This is a genomic window from Coleofasciculus sp. FACHB-1120, assembly GCF_014698845.1.
GTDB lineage: Bacteria > Cyanobacteriota > Cyanobacteriia > Cyanobacteriales > FACHB-T130 > FACHB-T130.
Window position 1 is genome coordinate 46,422 of the sequence record NZ_JACJTV010000020.1, and the last position, 17,251, is coordinate 63,672.

The 17,251-nt window shown below is 47.3% G+C and carries 18 protein-coding genes; 11 read left to right on the forward strand and 7 right to left on the reverse strand.

From position 1 onward, the window contains the following. Window positions 1-122 precede the first annotated feature (122 nt). The 4 genes from H6H02_RS17660 (at window position 123) to ureC (ending at window position 3,284) form a co-directional block, all read left to right on the forward strand. A complete protein-coding gene (locus tag H6H02_RS17660) occupies window positions 123-428 on the forward strand; it encodes an urease subunit beta (RefSeq protein ID WP_190410224.1) in 306 nt (101 codons plus the stop codon). Between the two features lie 20 nt (window positions 429-448). Further along, on the forward strand, window positions 449-913 hold the full coding sequence (locus H6H02_RS17665; RefSeq protein WP_190820105.1) for a cupin domain-containing protein: 465 nt from the start codon (window positions 449-451) through the stop codon (window positions 911-913). Between the two features lie 12 nt (window positions 914-925). Continuing rightward, on the forward strand, window positions 926-1,462 hold the full coding sequence (locus H6H02_RS17670) for a DUF1349 domain-containing protein (RefSeq protein ID WP_190820108.1): 537 nt from the start codon (window positions 926-928) through the stop codon (window positions 1,460-1,462). 97 nt (window positions 1,463-1,559) lie between these two features. Next, a complete protein-coding gene (gene ureC, locus H6H02_RS17675) occupies window positions 1,560-3,284 on the forward strand; it encodes an urease subunit alpha (protein WP_190820110.1) in 1,725 nt (574 codons plus the stop codon). Window positions 3,285-3,471: 187 nt separating this feature from the next. Here the strand turns inward: ureC and H6H02_RS17680 are convergent, their stop codons facing one another. Further along, entirely contained in the window at window positions 3,472-3,906 is a 435-nt protein-coding gene (locus tag H6H02_RS17680) for a hypothetical protein (protein WP_190820112.1), read from the reverse strand. A gap of 610 nt (window positions 3,907-4,516) precedes the next feature. Between H6H02_RS17680 and H6H02_RS17685 the strand changes: the two genes are divergently transcribed. Together H6H02_RS17685 and H6H02_RS17690 are read left to right on the forward strand one after the other, a co-directional pair. After that, a complete protein-coding gene (locus tag H6H02_RS17685; RefSeq protein WP_190820114.1) occupies window positions 4,517-5,656 on the forward strand; it encodes a hybrid sensor histidine kinase/response regulator in 1,140 nt (379 codons plus the stop codon). Between the two features lie 78 nt (window positions 5,657-5,734). Next, a complete protein-coding gene (locus tag H6H02_RS17690) occupies window positions 5,735-7,111 on the forward strand; it encodes an aldehyde dehydrogenase (RefSeq protein ID WP_190820116.1) in 1,377 nt (458 codons plus the stop codon). Between the two features lie 119 nt (window positions 7,112-7,230). On the opposite strand, the gene H6H02_RS17695 is transcribed toward H6H02_RS17690, so the two are convergent. The 3 genes from H6H02_RS17695 to H6H02_RS17705 all read right to left on the reverse strand — a co-directional run bounded on the left by H6H02_RS17695 (window position 7,231) and on the right by H6H02_RS17705 (window position 9,106). Next, window positions 7,231-7,824, reverse strand: a complete 594-nt coding sequence (locus tag H6H02_RS17695; protein ID WP_190820118.1) for a sulfite oxidase-like oxidoreductase — start codon at window positions 7,822-7,824, stop codon at window positions 7,231-7,233. Between the two features lie 124 nt (window positions 7,825-7,948). Then, window positions 7,949-8,122, reverse strand: a complete 174-nt coding sequence (rpmF, locus tag H6H02_RS17700; protein WP_190410231.1) for a 50S ribosomal protein L32 — start codon at window positions 8,120-8,122, stop codon at window positions 7,949-7,951. Window positions 8,123-8,290: 168 nt separating this feature from the next. Beyond that, entirely contained in the window at window positions 8,291-9,106 is an 816-nt protein-coding gene (locus H6H02_RS17705) for a hypothetical protein (protein WP_190820120.1), read from the reverse strand. 291 nt (window positions 9,107-9,397) lie between these two features. Between H6H02_RS17705 and H6H02_RS17710 the strand changes: the two genes are divergently transcribed. Further along, a complete protein-coding gene (locus H6H02_RS17710; protein ID WP_190820122.1) occupies window positions 9,398-9,946 on the forward strand; it encodes a DUF2808 domain-containing protein in 549 nt (182 codons plus the stop codon). Between the two features lie 292 nt (window positions 9,947-10,238). Continuing rightward, window positions 10,239-11,777, forward strand: a complete 1,539-nt coding sequence (locus H6H02_RS17715) for a DUF1565 domain-containing protein (protein WP_190820124.1) — start codon at window positions 10,239-10,241, stop codon at window positions 11,775-11,777. A gap of 237 nt (window positions 11,778-12,014) precedes the next feature. Here the strand turns inward: H6H02_RS17715 and H6H02_RS17720 are convergent, their stop codons facing one another. After that, entirely contained in the window at window positions 12,015-12,737 is a 723-nt protein-coding gene (locus H6H02_RS17720) for a chemotaxis protein CheB (RefSeq protein ID WP_190820126.1), read from the reverse strand. Beyond that, window positions 12,637-13,659 (reverse strand): chemotaxis protein CheB, encoded by a 1,023-nt coding sequence (locus H6H02_RS17725; protein ID WP_190820128.1) that lies wholly within the window; start codon window positions 13,657-13,659, stop codon window positions 12,637-12,639. Before H6H02_RS17725 ends, H6H02_RS17720 begins: the two co-directional genes overlap by 101 nt. A gap of 578 nt (window positions 13,660-14,237) precedes the next feature. On the opposite strand from H6H02_RS17725, the gene H6H02_RS17730 reads away from it, so the two are divergent. Continuing rightward, window positions 14,238-15,419 carry a GNAT family N-acetyltransferase gene (locus H6H02_RS17730; protein ID WP_190820130.1) on the forward strand — a complete coding sequence of 394 codons (1,182 nt, stop codon included), beginning with the start codon at window positions 14,238-14,240 and terminating at the stop codon, window positions 15,417-15,419. Between the two features lie 108 nt (window positions 15,420-15,527). Beyond that, window positions 15,528-15,911, forward strand: coding sequence for a DUF4346 domain-containing protein (locus tag H6H02_RS17735; protein ID WP_190820132.1), 384 nt, complete (start codon window positions 15,528-15,530; stop codon window positions 15,909-15,911). Here the strand turns inward: H6H02_RS17735 and H6H02_RS17740 are convergent. Beyond that, a complete protein-coding gene (locus tag H6H02_RS17740) occupies window positions 15,908-16,633 on the reverse strand; it encodes a TPM domain-containing protein (RefSeq protein ID WP_190820134.1) in 726 nt (241 codons plus the stop codon). The genes H6H02_RS17735 and H6H02_RS17740 overlap by 4 nt on opposite strands. A gap of 176 nt (window positions 16,634-16,809) precedes the next feature. Here H6H02_RS17740 and H6H02_RS17745 point away from each other — a divergent pair, with 176 nt between their 5' ends. Then, a complete protein-coding gene (locus tag H6H02_RS17745; RefSeq protein ID WP_190820136.1) occupies window positions 16,810-17,049 on the forward strand; it encodes a hypothetical protein in 240 nt (79 codons plus the stop codon). Window positions 17,050-17,251: the final 202 nt, after the last annotated feature.

Here is a 17,251-nt window from a genome sequence, read left to right on the forward strand (position 1 = left end):
GTAAGTGTGAGCAATTTACGGAGCCAATTATATTCAGCATTTTACGACACCGAGCCGGTTCCTATGGTTGAATTTATACAATAGTTAGCTGTTTTTATAAAAAACTCAAAGAGGAAGTTGAAATGATTCCTGGAGAAATGCTTGTACAAGCAGGGGAAATAGAACTGAATGCCGGTCGCCCTAGTATAAAACTGCAAGTAGCAAATACAGGCGATCGCCCGATTCAAGTTGGTTCTCATTTTCACTTCTATGAGGTGAACGAATCTTTAGATTTCGATAGAGAACAAGCAAAGGGAATGCGCCTGAACATTCCAGCAGGTACAGCCGTGCGCTTTGAACCTGGAGATGAAAAAGAAGTGGAATTAGTACCATTTGTTGGTAGCCGTCAAGTATATGGCTTCAATGGCAAAATAAATGGTTCGCTATAGCAATTAATGAGGATAATTAAATGACTTTACCTATACAGGAAATTGTACTAGCGCCTGGAGAAGGCAGGCATCTTACTATTGGTAACAGCGAAGCTACATTTAAAGCGGTTGGTGCCGATACTCACGGGAACTTAGGGCTGTTTGAGTTTAGCCTAGAACCGGATGGAACCGGGGCGCAACCACACATCCATCGCCAGATGGAGGAGATGTTTTATGTCCTGGAAGGGGAAGTGGAAATCCTTGTCGGGGATAGAACAGTAAAAGGACAACCAGGGGCATTTGTGCTTGTCCCTCGCGGTACACCTCACGGGTTTACCAATCACAGCACAAAGCCTACAAAGCTACTGATTATGTTTTGTCCGGGCGGGGAACGCGAAAAGTATTTCGAGGGACTGGCTGAACTGATGAAGGACGGGCAAAAACCAGATCGGGAAGCTTTGCTTGAGTTAATGCGGAGATTCGACCAAGAACCAGTAGAAATTTAGAAAAGAATGGCGATGGAATGGTATAACGAACCGCCAACTTGGAATGTCCAAGGCAATACAATTATCATTACATCCGCTGGGAAAACTGATTTTTGGCGAGAAACTCACTACGGCTTTATTCGAGATAACGGTCACTTTTTTTATCAGCCAGCGAACAAAGACTTCATGGTTGAGGTGAAAGTTAGTGGTGAGTATCGAGATTTGTACGATCAAGCCGGATTGATGCTGCGTTTAGATGAGGCAAATTGGTTAAAATGTGGGATTGAATTTGTCGAGGGTGTACAACAAGTTAGCGCTGTGATAACGAGAGATTACTCAGATTGGTCTGTTGTCCCGTTACCAGATAACCCGGCTTCACTTTGGATGCGCGTACATCGACGCGGCACCGCTATAGAGGTGCAATACTCTCTGGATGGCACTCAGTACACAATGCTACGCCTTGGTTATCTCACCCCGGTTGAGACAGTAAATGTGGGGGTGATGTGCGCTTCTCCAGAGGGAAATGGCTTCTCAATGAAATTTGAGGGATTCAAAATTAATCGCTTATAACCCAAAAAACGCTAAGAATCAGCAAGAACTCTGCGTACCTTTGCGTTAATCTCTGCGTTCTTTGCGTTAAAAATATACCACTCTAGAGGAGTCAAGGATGAGTTACAGAATGGATCGCCGCGCTTATGCCGAAACCTATGGTCCTACAGTAGGCGATCGCGTTCGTCTTGCTGACACCGAATTATTCATCGAAGTCGAACAAGACTTCACGACCTACGGCGATGAAGTGAAATTCGGTGGCGGCAAAGTCATCCGGGATGGCATGGGACAATCGCCCATTTCTAATGCCGATGGTGCCGTCGATCTGGTAATTACCAACGCCTTAATCCTCGACTGGTGGGGGATTGTCAAAGCCGATATTGGCATTAAAAATGGCAATATTTTCAAAATTGGTAAGGCTGGAAACCCCTACATTCAAGACAATGTAGAGATTATTATTGGCCCTGGAACCGAGGTCGTGGCTGGGGAAGGAATGATTCTCACTGCTGGCGGAATTGACAGCCACATTCACTTTATTTGTCCGCAGCAGATTGAAGTCGCGATCGCATCCGGCATCACCACCATGATTGGCGGCGGTACTGGCCCCGCTACAGGTACAAATGCGACCACCTGCACTCCCGGTCCGTGGAATATGTACCGAATGCTGCAAGCCGCTGACGCCTTCCCGGTAAATCTAGGATTCATGGGGAAAGGCAATAGCAGCCAACCCCAAGGACTTATCGAACAAGTCTTAGCCGGGGCGATGGGTTTAAAACTGCACGAAGACTGGGGCACCACACCCGCGACGATTGATACTTGCTTAAGCGTTGCGGATAACTATGATGTGCAGGTAGCCATTCATACCGATACTTTGAACGAAGCTGGTTTTGTAGAAACCACCATCGCCGCATTTAAGAATCGCGTTATTCACACTTACCACACCGAGGGAGCCGGTGGCGGTCACGCGCCGGACATCATCAAGGTATGCGGCGAAGCGAACGTCCTGCCCTCTTCCACCAACCCGACGCGCCCTTATACCGTCAATACTCTAGATGAACACCTAGATATGCTGATGGTGTGCCATCACCTCGACCCCAGCATTCCCGAAGATGTCGCCTTTGCCGAGTCGCGGATTCGCCGAGAAACCATTGCCGCTGAAGATATTCTGCACGATTTGGGCGCATTCAGCATGATTTCCTCTGATTCTCAAGCGATGGGGCGGGTAGGCGAGGTAATCATTCGCACCTGGCAAACGGCACACAAAATGAAAGTGCAGCGGGGAAACCTCTCGCCATTGTTACCAGGAGCGGGGCGAGAAAGAGCAGATAATTTCCGGGCGAAGCGCTATGTTGCAAAATATACAATCAATCCAGCGATTACCCACGGCATTTCGCAGTATGTTGGTTCCGTAGAAGTGGGGAAACTGGCGGATTTATGCCTCTGGCGTCCGGCATTTTTTGGCGTCAAGCCAGAGATAGTCATTAAAGGAGGCGCGATCGCTTACGCTCAAATGGGCGATGCCAACGCCAGTATCCCCACACCGCAACCCGTGCATATGCGCCCGATGTTCGGGAGTTTTGGAGGCGCGATCGCTGCCACTTCTCTAACTTTTATTTCTCAAGCGGCACTCGAAAAAGATATTCCCGCGCAGCTTAAGCTACAAAAGCCAGCGGTTGCCGTCAGTGGTACGCGGCAGCTAAGTAAGCGAGACATGAAATTAAACGATGCCCTGCCTCACATGGAAGTAAATCCGGAAACCTACGAAGTGCGGGCCGATGGGGAATTGCTGACTTGCGAACCTGCAACCATTCTTCCCTTAGCACAACGCTACTTCTTATTTTGATTAAATCGGTAGTGTAGCAATCCTAAATGATTCGTAAAAGCAAAATCGCCGACTTCTCTAAAAAGTCGGCGAGCTTAACTATTAAGACTCACAACCCAAATAGGATTGCAAGAGAGACCCAATTAATCCAGTAGAGACCCAATTAACTGAGGATTGCAATAGACACCCTGATGAATCCCGTCTCTATTTATTTGTCTTTCAAAACTAACACCCCTTCAGCATTCACCTCATATTGTGCCCCCACGTATCCAGTGCGGTCATACAAAATTTGGTGAATGTGTTGGTCTAGTTTTGCTTCATCTGAAAATTGGGGTCGATAATATTCTTTGATTTGCTCCTCGACACCCATCACCTCAAGACGGTCATGAAGTGCTGTGGGTTCTCCTGCTATATAAGCATTTCGCGCTGCATCATCGCTCAAAAAGCTCATCAGGATTGACAACGGAATGCCTCCAACCGTCATCCTGCCACTGCTCAGTAGTACCGCACCCACCAAGATAGATAGAAGTATCGAAAAATAGATGCCCGTGATAACTTTTATCGGAACTTTGGGCGAAGGGCGGCGATCAGGGCGTTGTTGTTTGCGAATGGTTCGACTAGATTCAGGTGCTAAGCGACCCATACTTTCCAACTTTGAATCTGCCCTTCAATTGATCTCTTAAAGAGGGGTTTTTGGTCAATCCACCCTGAGACAGAAAAATTTAATAAGTATGGAAACAATACAGCAAACCTAGAGCGCAGACTGCTATGCAGCAGAGAGTTTCCAGCGATCGTCTGCACGTCCATCCTGTAGATCAAGCTGTCCGCATTGCTAGCCTCTATATTCCGATCGAGAGTGAGATCGCCCAAAAAACCTGACGTATCCATTCCTTAGCACGAGGAAATTGGCTTCCTTACTTCCTATCTTTCTCGTTTTGCTTAATTTATAGATACAAATAAACTCGATATCTGCGACTTTTTATTTCCAGCAATCAACAGCCAGATAGATGAGATGACAGAAAAGTATGACCGTCATGCTTAAGGTTTATAATTAATTTTCTGTTGCAAAGGTCATTATTGCTAGTACAAACGCTGGATAGAAGCCAAAGAAACAAAAATTTGGTATAGATTCCCAAGAATCCTTCTAGGGAATGAGGCAAAATGATACCTTAGGCGTAAAGAATGTTACGTGATGCACGATTAATTTACAAAAATTAATTTCAATAAACTTGAGTTGTTAACCTATCGTTTCCATGAAGAATCATTCGAGTCTCAATCAACCTTCTAAAACTGACCGCATTCTCGTTGTGGATGATTCTCCCGATAACTTGTTTTTGGTTCAAACCATTTTAGAAGAAGAGGGATATGACATTACTTTGGCGGAAAATGGTCGTTCTGCCCTAAACGAGATTGAACAATCTCCGCCAGACTTGGTTTTATTGGATGTAATGATGCCAGGGATGGATGGATATGAAGTCACTAGGCGAGTCCGCGATAATAGTAAGTTACCATTTATCCCAATTTTGCTGATCACCGCCCACGATCACGCCAGCGTCGTAGAGGGCTTAGATACCGGAGCGGATGATTTTATTCGCAAGCCAGTACAAGTTGATGAATTGCTGGCGCGGGTGCGATCGCTGCTGCGGCTGAAGCATAGTGTGGACGAACGCGATCAAATTGCCCGTCAGCGAGAAGATTTCGTCTCCTGGCTCACCCACGACTTGCGGACGCCAATCGTCGCCGCAGAGCGGATGCTAGCTCTATTTAAACAAGGAGCCTTAGGAGAACTCTCACCAGGAATGCAAGAAGCGATCGCGACGATGGATCGCAGCAATCGCAACTTGCTAGCGATGGTAAATACTTTGTTAGAAGTCTATCGCTATGAAGCCGGTCGCAAAACCCTGAGCTTCTCGCCGATTGATCTGCGGAAACTACTTCAGGAAGTAATTCAAGAACTTTCTCCCTTAGCAGAGGAAAAGAATCTCACACTGAAGCTGGATCTAGGGGACAGCGCCGACAATCATCCGCTTGATTTCAAAATAGTAGGCGATCGCATGGAAATCCATCGGGTTTTAACAAACTTAATCGGAAATGCTATCAAATTTACAGATAATGGTTCAGTCACCGTCCATGCGTCGCTAGGCTCTCATACAAGTAACTCCGCTAATTCTGCCATTGTTATTGACGTTAACGACACCGGCCCAGGCATCACCCTAGAAGACCAGAAAGTTTTATTTGAGCGGTTTCGCCAAGGAAATCATAAGCGTTCTGGCAGTGGTTTAGGGCTGCATCTATCACGTAGAATTGTGGAAGCTCATCAAGGTGCAATTGAGGTTAAGTCTGAGTTGGGTAAAGGCAGTTTATTTAGAGTCTCTTTGCCTGCTCAAGTATGAAATATTACTGTTGGATTTTAGATTTTGGATTTTAAAGAGCATAAAATCCAAAATTTAAAATCCAACTCTGGAGAAAAAATGCTAGTTCCACCGAAAATTAATAATATCGTATCTCAGCAAAAAACGTTTTTTGCAACCGGGAAAACTAAAGATATTTCGTTTAGAATTCAACATTTAAAGCTTTTAAAAAGAGCATTACTAGAGAATGAAGCCGCTATTTTTAAGGCTCTGCAAACTGACCTAAATAAACCAATATTTGAAGCTGCCTTATCGGAAATAGGAGTTTGCTTAGAGGAAATTAATTATGCGTTAAAAAATATTAATATCTGGACAAAGCCTAAAAAAATAAAGTCTCCGATTACTCAGTTCTTATCCTCAGCGCAGCTTTATTCTGAGCCTTTGGGTGTAGTTCTCATAGTGGGAGTCTGGAATTATCCCTTGCAGCTACTAATTTTGCCGCTAGTGGGTGCGATCGCAGCCGGTAACTGTGCGATTTTAAAACCTTCAGAAATGGCTGCAAATACATCGCATCTGTTAGCGGAGATTATCCCTAAATACTTTAATCCAGAAGTAGTGGCTGTTGTAGAAGGCGGTATCGAAACCAGCCAGGAGTTACTCGAAGAAAAGTTTGACTATATCTTTTTTACAGGCGGCAGCAAAGTCGGAAAAATCGTTATGGCAGCGGCAGCCAAACATCTGACGCCCGTCACCCTAGAATTGGGCGGTAAAAGTCCTTGTATTGTAGATTCCGATACTCATCTGGAATACACCGCCAGAAGAATTGTTTGGGGTAAATTCATGAATGCAGGTCAAACTTGTATTGCCCCAGATTATCTTTTGGTAGATAAAAGAATTAAAAGAGACTTGTTAGCACAAATCAAAAATTGTATTCACAATTTCTATGGAGATGAACCGGAAAAAAGCCCTGATTATGGCAGGATTATTAATCAAAAACACTTTGACCGTCTTTGCAAATTTCTAGATGACGGTGTTGTGATTGGTGGAGAGACTAATCCATCCGAACGATACATTGCTCCTACTGTCATCGATCGAGTGGGCTGGGAAGATCCAGTCATGCAAGAAGAAATCTTTGGCCCAATTCTACCAGTCCTGGAATATACAGAGTTGAACGAAGCGATCGCTCTCGTCAACGCCAAACCGAAACCCTTAGCCCTTTACTTCTTCTCAAAAGACAAACAAAAGCAACAAACTGTCTTGCAACAAACCTCTTCAGGGGGTGTTTGCATCAACGACACCGTCATGCAAGCTGGCGTTCTAGATTTACCCTTCGGCGGCGTCGGAGAGAGCGGCATCGGTCGTTATCACGGTAAGGCAAGTTTTGAGACATTCTCCCATCAAAAAAGCGTACTCAACAAATCTTTTCTCGTTGATGTGAAGTTGAGATACGCTCCCTATAAGGACAAGGTCAAGATCCTGAAGTGGCTGATGAAATAATTAGTCAAGAGGAAAAAGTTTTAAATTTCAGAAACGCGATTTATCGCATCTAAGTTTGAAATTAAAGATTTCTCTTTTAATTCAAAACTCAAAATTTAAAACTCTTTTTCCCCACTCCCTTAATAGCTATATCGTTCTTCTGTCCACGGTTCTCCCCGCCGGTGGTAGCCATTGCGCTCCCAAAAACCCGATTCCTCTTGCCGAAGAAATTCTAAGCCGTTAATCCATTTGGCGCTTTTCCAAGCATAGAGGTGAGGGACAATTAACCGCATCGGCCCGCCATGTTCCGCCGGTAGCGGTTCCCCAAATAGAGTGTGAGCAAAAAAGTTTTCTTCTCGAAGAAAGTCTTCTAAAGGAATATTCGTGGTGTAATCACCGTAACAGTGTTCCATAACATGAACAGCTTTCGGGTCAACTTCCACTAGCTTCATAAAGTCTGTCACCTTAACGCCAGTCCACTGCACGTCGAGTTTAGACCAGCGGGTAACGCAGTGGAAATCAGCTGTAAAGTCATGTTGGGGCAGAGCCATAAAATCTGCCAAGCTGAAAGTCTTTTCGGTTGCCAAACCCCAGACGCGAAATTGCCAGTTGTTAGTATCGATCTGGGGGGTGTTGCCGTAGGTCAGCACCGGGAAGCCTTTCGTCAGATATTGACCGGGAGGGACGCGATCGCTCTGCTCCGATTCTGGTTTTTTGAAAAATTTTCCTAGCATGAGTCTAGTAGAGATGGCGTTTTGTGTACTCTAATTCTTAATATGCACTTATATCCAAAAAAATAGCGCCCAAAGGCGCTCGGAAATTCTAGGAGGCTGAGACGAAAAGCAACCTCTAGGATAATTATTCTTCTTCGGCTTCTTCTTCCTGCGTTGGATACACAAACTTAGAACGCCCAGTCAGAATCGATTTGCCTAAAGACAGAGCTTTCTGAGCTTGAATTGTCGCCTTGTGCTTCCAGGTGGCTTTGCGCTTATCGCGCTTGGATTTTGATGTTTTCTTCTTAGGAACCGCCATGATCGTAACTCCAGCAATCGTTTACAGCCTTCCTATTCTAAGAGATCCCTTGCCCAGTTCAATCTAGTCGGGCGAATTTCTCGACTGTCTCACCCTTGTTCGTTCCCAATCGGGCAGTGAGCGGATAGGTTTGCGCGGTGGTTCACGCGGTGGTTCACGCCCCTGTTATTACCCCTGTCCAGCAGTTCCCGTTCCAGCGGGTGGCGTAGTGGGATTTGGAATGTTCTCTGTAGGATTTGGAATGTTCTCTGTAGGATTCGGAATCGTTTCTGTGGGATTTACATTACCGCCAGGAAACGCTGGTGACGAGGGAATCGTTGGCGAGCCGGGAGCCGTTGGTGCAGTTGGTGCAGTTGGCGCAGTTGGTGCAGTTGGCGCAGCGGTTCCGGGTGCCTGGTTCTCAGGAGTCCCTGTAGGTGCTGCGGGAGCGGCTGTTCCGGGTGCCTGGTTCTGAGGGGTTCCCGTAGGCGCACCAGGCGTGACATCCCTAATGTTACCGGGCACTGCGGTTGGTGGGGGTGGGGGAGTTGTAGCCGGTGCTGCTGGTGCTGGTGCGGGAACGGGCTGATCGGAAGGCGTCGCGTCATCGACAAAGCCGAGTAAAGACTTAGTATTGGGAAAGTAGGTTGCCCAACGAGGAGCGTCGGGGCGGCTTCTCCAGGCTCCGCGAGTTACTTTTAAAGAAAGAATTGGTGCGATCGCTCCCTGATTTTGCCCCAGAATCATCACTGCAACATCGGTCACTAAAATGTCGCGATCAAAGCTACGCTGCGCCGCCGCCCTAGCCACCACCTCGGCTCTGCGGACAAAACCTTCGTAGGCTTCTCCTGGCTGACGAACCAGCGCAACTTCAGAGCGAGCAGTGTAAGCTTGGGCAATCTGCGGTACCAAAGCAGCTGTTGCCAGCCAAGTTGCTCCCGCACAACCGAGCAACGTCACTAAACTAATGGGTGCAATTCGCTTAGCTGCAAAAGACTTGATCAAATTAGCAGTCCTTTGACTCCACCCTCTCCCTGGTAACTCGATTGCTGATAAAACGTTCAAACGATCAGAAGCTAACTTGTGCATAGTTGCCACCCGCTTTTCGCCCCGCCCTAGAATCACCGATTTTCGCCTTCCTACTTTGAAGATAATGCTCAACCAAAACGTAGTTCATCTACATCATGGATGAGAATTACCTCCCACTGTAGAGGGATTTTGCCATAGATAACGACAAAATTGAATTCAGGATAGTTCCGAGTAAATAAATTCTTTACTTGTCGTTGATACTTGGCTATGCGTTCTTTTTTAGTTTTCAGCTCAACCCTAGCGGCGATCGCTAGCATTTGCGGAGTCTTGAGTCCTTCCTCTAGGGCAATTCAGCTAGCAGATGGAACTGTTTCCTTTGAAAAACCGCCTCGCTTAATAGATGCTACGGCTACCTTTGACAGAATTAATGTCTGGGGAGCTACCTATTATTTCACCGTTAGCCTGCCAGAAAATGCCGGTGAGCCGCTTGGGCGAGTGACAATCGCTCAGAGCGAGGGATTAGATAAAATTCGATTTAAACTTGACGACAGCGAGGCATTTGAAGGGAAGCCTAGAAAAAAAGGTGAGAAGCTAACCCTAGGATCTGTAACCAGAGACAGCAAAACCGGCACCGTCTCGGTGACGTTCGATCCGCCAGTCCCTCCGGGTAAAACGATTACGATTGGTCTTGAGCCGGTACGGAACCCCTTTAGTAGCGGCGTCTATCTGTTCCGGATCAACGCTTTCCCCGCCGGAGAGAAAGCTTACGGTTTAGATTTGGGTGTGGGACGCCTGCACTTCTACTCGCCCTTTTAATCGCTTTAGGATTTACGCAGAGATCCGCCTTGCATCCCCTGACAAACTGGGGGACTTTTCTAGTTCTCCCAATTTATTGCGGAGTTGGAGGATCTCGGTTTCAAACTTTCAGTGCATAAGTCTTAAGCTTATTTTTCTCTTAAACATCATTGGTAAATTTTCCGGATAGGCTCTTATAGAGAACGGAACCGCTGGGATTACTTGCATAAAATAGGTAAATTTGCAAGCGGTTGATGCTCTGGTTGCAGATTTTTGTTGCAATCTATCCCAAATACTTTCTTTCAATATCACGATGGCTCAAACTTTTTTTATCAATCCAGCGACCGGAAATGATAATGCGGCTGGCAGCCAGTCAGCGCCGTTCAAGACGATTACCAAAGCGCTCCAGCAAGCACAAACTGACACGACAATTCAACTGGCAGCCGGGAACTACAATGCAGCCAGCGGTGAAGTCTTTCCCCTCAAGGTGCCGACTGGGGTCAAGATTGTGGGGAATGAAGCCAATAAAGGCAGTGGCATTTTGATTGAAGGAAGCGGAAGCTACAGCAGTCCCAACTCTTCTGGTGGTCAAAATGTGACGGTCAATTTAGCCAATAATGCTCAACTCCGGGGCGTAACTGCGACCAATCTGGCTACACGCGGAACTGCCGTCTGGATAGAATCGAATGGCTCCACGGTTGCCAATTGCACCTTTACGAATAGTAAGCGCGAGGGAATCTTTGTGACGGGTGATGGCAACCCAGTCGTTACCACTAATGTATTTACTAAAAATCTGGGCAATGGCATCTCGCTAGCAGGAAATGCCAAAGGCGAGATTCGAGGCAATACTTGCCAGAATACGGGTTATGGCATGAGCATTGCGGATAGTGCTTCTCCATTGGTGGTAGATAACCAAATTTCTGGGAACCGATCGGGTATTGTTATCTCTGGAAATGCGCGTCCCAAACTGCGGAATAATCTGAGCGAACGAAACTCTGATGATGGTGTGACGGTGATTGGCAATGCTTTACCGGATCTGGGCAGTGCCACCGACGCCGGAAAAAATATTCTGCGATATAACACTAAATTTGATTTACAAAATAGCAGCTCAAACCAGCTAATTGTGGCGGGAAATCAAATGAATCCCGACAAAGTAAAGGGAAGCGTAAACTTGCTCGACAATCAGCTTCCTCCTACTGACACGGCGGGTGGCGGCGGTGGTACTGGTGGCGGTGGTACTGGTGGCGGTGGTAGCGGCGGCGGTTCTACAGTCGTTGAGCTAACTGATATTAAAGGTCATTGGGCTGAGACTTTTATTCAGGAATTAGTGAAGCAAGAGATTATCAGCGGGTTTCCTGACAAAACCTTTAGACCTGATGCGAGTCTGACGCGATCGCAATATGCCGCTTTACTGACCAAAGCTTTTAACCCACCTGCCAAACGAGAAGCGATCGCTTTCAAAGATGTGGCAAACAGTTTCTGGGGTTACGCTGCGATTCAACAAGCCTATCGCGGCGAATTTCTCTCTGGTTTCCCCGACAAAACCTTCAAACCAAACGACAATGTCCAGCGCGTCCAAGTGATTGTCTCTTTGGTGAATGGACTGAAGTTAACCGGGGGCGCTCTCACCGCGTTAAACTTCTTCGATGACCGCACGGGCATTCCTGACTATGCCAAAGATGAGGTCGCAACAGCCGCTCAAAAGCAGCTGGTGGTCAATCACCCGACACTCAAAAAACTTAACCCCACCCGCGATGCGACGCGGGCGGAAGTAGCGGCAATCATTTATCAAGCCTTGGTGAATGCTAACCGAGTCTCAGCCATCAACTCACCCTATATCGTGACTGCTTGATCTGACCTCTCCCCAAACCCCTCTCCGAGACGGAGAGGGGCTTTGAAGATGGCACCCCTTCCCTGGTAGGGAAGGGGTTGGGGGTTAGGTCTAGGAAGGATTTGAGCCAAAGAAGTCACTTGTGTGTACACGGTTAGCCTACGTTAGCGAAGCGGCACGAAGTGCGGAGAGGGGCTTTTCCGCTTCCCTGGTAGGGAAGGGGTTGGGGGTTAGGTTTTGTATTTTCGCCTCTACTTCTCAAGTCAACACTGAAGAAACCACGAGATTCACGAGGGTAGATCCGATCTCATCGAGGGGGAGAACGAAATCTACCTTTCCCTTTTCAATGGCGGCGCGGGGCATCTCAAAAAATTCCGATGTACTTTCATTTTGGGCGATCGCTAATCCACCCATCTTTTTAATCGCCTGCACCCCACTTACACCATCCCCGCCACTCCCAGAGAGAATGACCGCGATCGCTCGCTCTTTAAAACTTGCCGCTAGTGACTGCAACAGCAGGTCAGCAGAGGGGCGTGCAAAGTCCACGAGTACCGCCCCAGACAAGCAGAAAGTCCCCTCCGAGGTGACGAGTAGATGCTGATTGGCAGGAGCCACGTAGACCATTCCTGGTTTCAATGGCTCTCCTTCTTGTGCCTGCTTGAGTGGCAAGGTCGTGGGGCGATTTAAAGCGTCCGTTATCAAACTGGAGCCAGACTGAGTGTCGGGTTTTTGCACCACAATAATCGCTGCCGGAAAGTCCGGGGGGAAGGCAGGCAGGATGTGGCTTAAGGCTATCAGCCCCCCCTCAGATACTGCCAGCACCACTACTTTGAAAGGGGAGCGCGAATTTCCATTTCCGCCTGCACTCTCCCCTGATTCCTCACTCTCGGCTAGGGGTACTGTCGCAGGCAATTGACCTTGGATCAAGCCATTGCCGGATAAAATCAGAGCGTTGTTCCGCTTGTTTAGCTTTTGCTTCATAACGCTGTGCTGACAAGATTTGGTTGCGATCGCGCGAATACTTCGCCATCTTATACATCAGCTCCACACGCTTTTGTAGAGAACGGATTGCCGCCCACAGTACCGACTCCTGAGCCGGGGACTGTCCTGCTACCAGAGTCTCTACTGAATAAGCGTGCCCCATGCGACAGATGTACTGGAGCAACCCGCTCTTATTTAGTTGGAACAAATTGCCGCCACAATCTGGACAAGTAAAGCCTGAGAAGGTTCCATGCTTTCTCAGTTCCCGTAAAGCGGCTCCATCTACTTCCACAACGTCGATATTCGTCTCAAATTCGCTTTCGCTAAGCACAGTGCTGGCTGCTTCCTCTGCCACGGGTTCATGGGCTAGACGCACTAAAGCCGGGGCGATTGACGACAGCGGCAGGATAAAATCAACCTCTGTGTGTTCGATGGCACTCTTTGGCATTCCTGAGAAAAAGGCGTCTGTTAGGTCTTGAACCACAGCTACACCGCCTTGCCGCTTTAAATCAATCAGTCCCGCCGTGCCATCGTCAAGGGTGCCCGACAGCACCACCCCGACTACCCGGCGTTTGTACGCCCTCCCGGCGGTGCGAAACAGGGGATCGACTGCCGGACGAGTGCCGTTCTCTTTTGGCCCTTGCACCAAACGGATGTATCCGCGTTTCACCAGCAGGTGGTAATCTGGCGGTGCCACATAGATCCGCCCTAGCTCAATCTTCTCATCGTTTTTAGCATGGTCTGCGTGCAAGAAACCTTCGCGGTTCAAAAGCTGCGGCAGAATACTCTGACCCCACGCGGGAAAGTGAACCACAACGAAAATCGCCGCCGGAAGATTCGGTGGCAAATCAGCGACCAATTGAATCAAGGCTTCCACTCCCCCTGCGGAAGCTCCAATAACAATAATGTCGTGACCAGGCATTTACCTCTCCTGAGCGAAGAATGGGGAAAACCTATCCGATTGATGCAATAAGGTGAAAACTCTGCTGAATCTCAGTGATGAATCGCTAGGTAGGTTTTAGTGGATTCCTACAAGGAAACGTGCTGGGCGGGTGAAGGATCGAGCGAAGCTCGATCCTTCACCCGCCCAGCATCTTCTTGAGAGAATCGCTATTTTCTGCCTTCTCTGCAAAGCTTGCAAGGCAGTGGATTTTTAAAGCTTTAGCTTGCTTATAACTAAGGTAACTGCTAGTGTTTCACTCATCTTCTAGCTGGGGAATGAGTTCCGTATGAACTTCATAAATGAGCCTGCATACAAAAAGTCTTGATGGTTAACCACATTAGAAGATTGGTATTAGCAGCTGCCTTCTCTTAAATTGCGTCTTGAAGTGGTCAGCAGGCGTTGCTACGGATTCAAAATGAATAATTTAGAAGTTTTTGCCCTAGCGATCGCTTTCTCTTTACTTTCTCTTTGATGAGATCGGGAAAGTTCCATTACCCTAGAAGAGGCTTTCTCATCCAGTCTGAGTTGCAACCAACGCTCTACCCCTGATTCCTGAAATGGTGGAACAACTGAAACCCCGCTATTCTGTTGCTTGGATTAGTAAAATCGCTGAAGTGCCCCAAGCCGAGTGGGACGCGATCGCTCTGCCGTTGAAAACGCCTTTCCTAGAATGGGATTGGCTCAACAATATGGAAACTTCTGGTAGCGTCGGCGCTAAGGCGGGTTGGCTACCCACCCACCTGACGATATGGCGAGACAGGCACCTAATCGCAGCTGCACCGCTTTATCTGAAAGGACATAGTTATGGTGAATTTGTATTTGACCATCAGTGGGCAGATTTAGCTCAACGCTTAGGGGTGCAATATTATCCAAAATTGCTGGGAATGTCTCCGATGACCCCAGCGGAAGGCTATCGCTTCTTAATTGCCCCTGGCGAAGATGAGGATGAACTAACCGAGCTAATGGTGGAGGCGATTGACCATTTTTGTCAAAAAAATCGGATTAGCGGCTGTCATTTCCTCTATGTAGACCCCGAATGGCGACCGATTCTGGAACGACACGGTTTTACGCCGTGGCTGCACCATAGTTTCATTTGGCAAAATACGGGCTTTAATACGTTTGATGATTACCTAGGCGCGTTTAACGCGAATCAGCGCCGTAACATCAAACGGGAACGCAAGGCGGTAGAAAAAGCCGGTTTGCAAATCAGAACCCTCACGGGTGATGAGATTCCGAAGCCGCTTTTTTCGTTAATGTATGACTTCTACGCCGATACCTGCGACAAGTTTGGCTGGTGGGGAAGTAAGTATTTAACTCGGCGATTTTTTGAACAGTTGTATCCCAACTATCGTCATCGAGTGTTATTTGTTGCCGCCTACGACGCCCAGGATGACCGGCAACCCGTCGGAATGTCTTTTTGCCTCACCAAGGGCGATCAACTGTATGGGCGCTATTGGGGAAGCTACCAGGACATTGACTGTCTGCATTTTAATGCCTGCTACTATACGCCAATTGAGTGGGCGATCGCGCATGGCATCCAAAGCTTCGATCCGGGTGCCGGTGGGCGTCATAAAAAACGTCGCGGTTTCCCAGCAACTTCCAACTACAGTATGCATCGATTCTATAATCCGCGTTTGGGTCAAGTTTTGCGGACTCACATCCATCAAATCAATGAAATGGAGCAACAGGAAATTGATGCGATTAACCAGGAGTTACCCTTTAGTCAGCGCGATGAATAAACCAACCTAAGAGGCACGAAAGATACGCAGGAACGAAGGAAGAACTAAACTTGAGATAGGTTGTAAGCCTGTTTTCACTGTCGATTGTTTAGAAATTTCTTGATTTTTATGCCTCAAACTGCTCAAGATTTAGCTGCCATTGATGACCAGCTTTCCAAGCGTTATATTCACCTCGATCCGGCTGGATATTTCATCATTTACCTGGATCGGGAAGCGGGGCTAATTTGCGCTAAACATTTCACGAATATCATTAACGAACGCGGTTTGGCGGTCGATCCCGAAACAGGCAAACCTATCCCGGTACGAGGCAAGGTAGAACGTACCCACACCGTTGTCTATACTGGCAGAACAGCTAAAGAGCTTTGCATAAAAATTTTTGAGCAAACTCAGCCCACTCCACTCACCATGCTGGATCATGCCGCTTATTTGGGGCGCGAATTTGTCAGGGCTGAGTTTGCTCTAATTAATGGGCAGGAGTACGTTCAAGACTAGCCTGAGAAGCCTTGATAGAAAAAGTAAGTCACCATCGGAATGACAGTGGCAGCAAGCAGTAAGCCAACGACCCAGATAGTCGCGTTGCCAGTGTCGGTTTCTTCTGCCTTTTTAAAGGTTCTTTCGACATTAACCGTATCTTTGACTTCCGGCGGTCCTGGGTCTGTCTCACCTGATAGGACGGCAATTAAGCGATCGCCTGCATCCGAAAAAGCTTGATTGTATTTGTCGCCTTCCCGCAATGGCACCAACACGGTTTCTTCGGCAATGCTCTTAGCGATATCATCGCTCAAGACAGACTTTACCTTTTCACCTGTGCGAATCGCAGTGTTGTTCGTGACGCTATCAATCACCAGTAAAATTTGATTTGCTTGCGCTTCTGGTGTAGGAAACCATTTTTCAAACAACTGATTGGTAAAAGTTTCCACTGTTTCACCATAATCGAGGTGGCGGACGGTCACAAACCGAACTTGATTGCCTGTCTCGTTGGCTAATTTATCCAACTCGGTGTTAATTTGACCTTCGGTGAGGCGACTGAGAATTTCAGCTTTATCAAGAATCCAGTTGCGATCGCCTGCGGCTAGATTGGGAATTTGATAAACGCCTGTAGCATTTACTGGCGCTGCCATTAGCTGAGTAGCCAGAACCATCAGGGCAATGGCTACTATCAGGCGCGTCTGGAATTTTATTCGACGAAAGACTTGCGTAAGGAATTGTCTCATTGGATGAAATGACAAAAATGACTTTTTTCAAAAAATACTACACAAACTCCCCGAAAACTCACTTTCGGGCAAGTGAACGTGTTAGTTTTTAAAAATAGCCTTTTTTGGGCTATATCGAAAGTGAGCGCGATAGGTTAGCAAAATAATCAATAAAATCGCTCTGGGTGGTATCAGTTATGAGTTCACCAGAAATTTACAGGGGTTGGCTGATAGAAGCACGACCAGTATTCTGCGTTCAGGTTTGGAGTGCTGGTGGAGAATGCCTGATTCCCGTCCATAATGCCAGAACAGAGGCAGAAGCACTGGAATTGGCGAAGCGCTGGATCGATCTGCAAACAGCACCAGAAAATCCTCAGCCAAACCCGTTCGATCCCTTTTCTAATGAGATTGACTACGACGACGATATTCCGTTTTGAGCGATCGCATCCTTATGAGTAACCGCATCGGTTTGGGATGCGATCGCTTTGAGTATCTTGCTCAATTCATCCTGATCGGCAGGTGTTAATGGGTTTTGAGGAACTCTAACCCGGCGATTTCACAAATCCCAATCATTTTCTTGAAAGCTTGTTGCAGTACCTTCATTGCCGCCATACAAGCATAGAAATGATTTCCTTCAAC

Bases quoted from the DNA above. Each gene is read 5' to 3' on its own strand.
- H6H02_RS17735 (WP_190820132.1), top strand. From the start codon at position 15,528: ATGCCTCAAACTGCTCAAGATTTAGCTGCCATTGATGACCAGCTTTCC.
- ureC (WP_190820110.1), top strand. From the start codon at position 1,560: ATGAGTTACAGAATGGATCGCCGCGCTTATGCCGAAACCTATGGTCCT.
- H6H02_RS17710 (WP_190820122.1), top strand. From the start codon at position 9,398: ATGCGTTCTTTTTTAGTTTTCAGCTCAACCCTAGCGGCGATCGCTAGC.
- H6H02_RS17745 (WP_190820136.1), top strand. From the start codon at position 16,810: ATGAGTTCACCAGAAATTTACAGGGGTTGGCTGATAGAAGCACGACCA.
- H6H02_RS17685 (WP_190820114.1), top strand. From the start codon at position 4,517: ATGAAGAATCATTCGAGTCTCAATCAACCTTCTAAAACTGACCGCATT.
- H6H02_RS17680 (WP_190820112.1), bottom strand. From the start codon at position 3,906: ATGGGTCGCTTAGCACCTGAATCTAGTCGAACCATTCGCAAACAACAA.
- H6H02_RS17730 (WP_190820130.1), top strand. From the start codon at position 14,238: ATGGTGGAACAACTGAAACCCCGCTATTCTGTTGCTTGGATTAGTAAA.
- H6H02_RS17725 (WP_190820128.1), bottom strand. From the start codon at position 13,659: ATGCCTGGTCACGACATTATTGTTATTGGAGCTTCCGCAGGGGGAGTG.
- H6H02_RS17715 (WP_190820124.1), top strand. From the start codon at position 10,239: ATGGCTCAAACTTTTTTTATCAATCCAGCGACCGGAAATGATAATGCG.
- rpmF (WP_190410231.1), bottom strand. From the start codon at position 8,122: ATGGCGGTTCCTAAGAAGAAAACATCAAAATCCAAGCGCGATAAGCGC.
- H6H02_RS17720 (WP_190820126.1), bottom strand. From the start codon at position 12,737: ATGAAGCAAAAGCTAAACAAGCGGAACAACGCTCTGATTTTATCCGGC.
- H6H02_RS17670 (WP_190820108.1), top strand. From the start codon at position 926: ATGGAATGGTATAACGAACCGCCAACTTGGAATGTCCAAGGCAATACA.
- H6H02_RS17665 (WP_190820105.1), top strand. From the start codon at position 449: ATGACTTTACCTATACAGGAAATTGTACTAGCGCCTGGAGAAGGCAGG.
- H6H02_RS17695 (WP_190820118.1), bottom strand. From the start codon at position 7,824: ATGCTAGGAAAATTTTTCAAAAAACCAGAATCGGAGCAGAGCGATCGC.
- H6H02_RS17740 (WP_190820134.1), bottom strand. From the start codon at position 16,633: ATGAGACAATTCCTTACGCAAGTCTTTCGTCGAATAAAATTCCAGACG.
- H6H02_RS17660 (WP_190410224.1), top strand. From the start codon at position 123: ATGATTCCTGGAGAAATGCTTGTACAAGCAGGGGAAATAGAACTGAAT.
- H6H02_RS17690 (WP_190820116.1), top strand. From the start codon at position 5,735: ATGCTAGTTCCACCGAAAATTAATAATATCGTATCTCAGCAAAAAACG.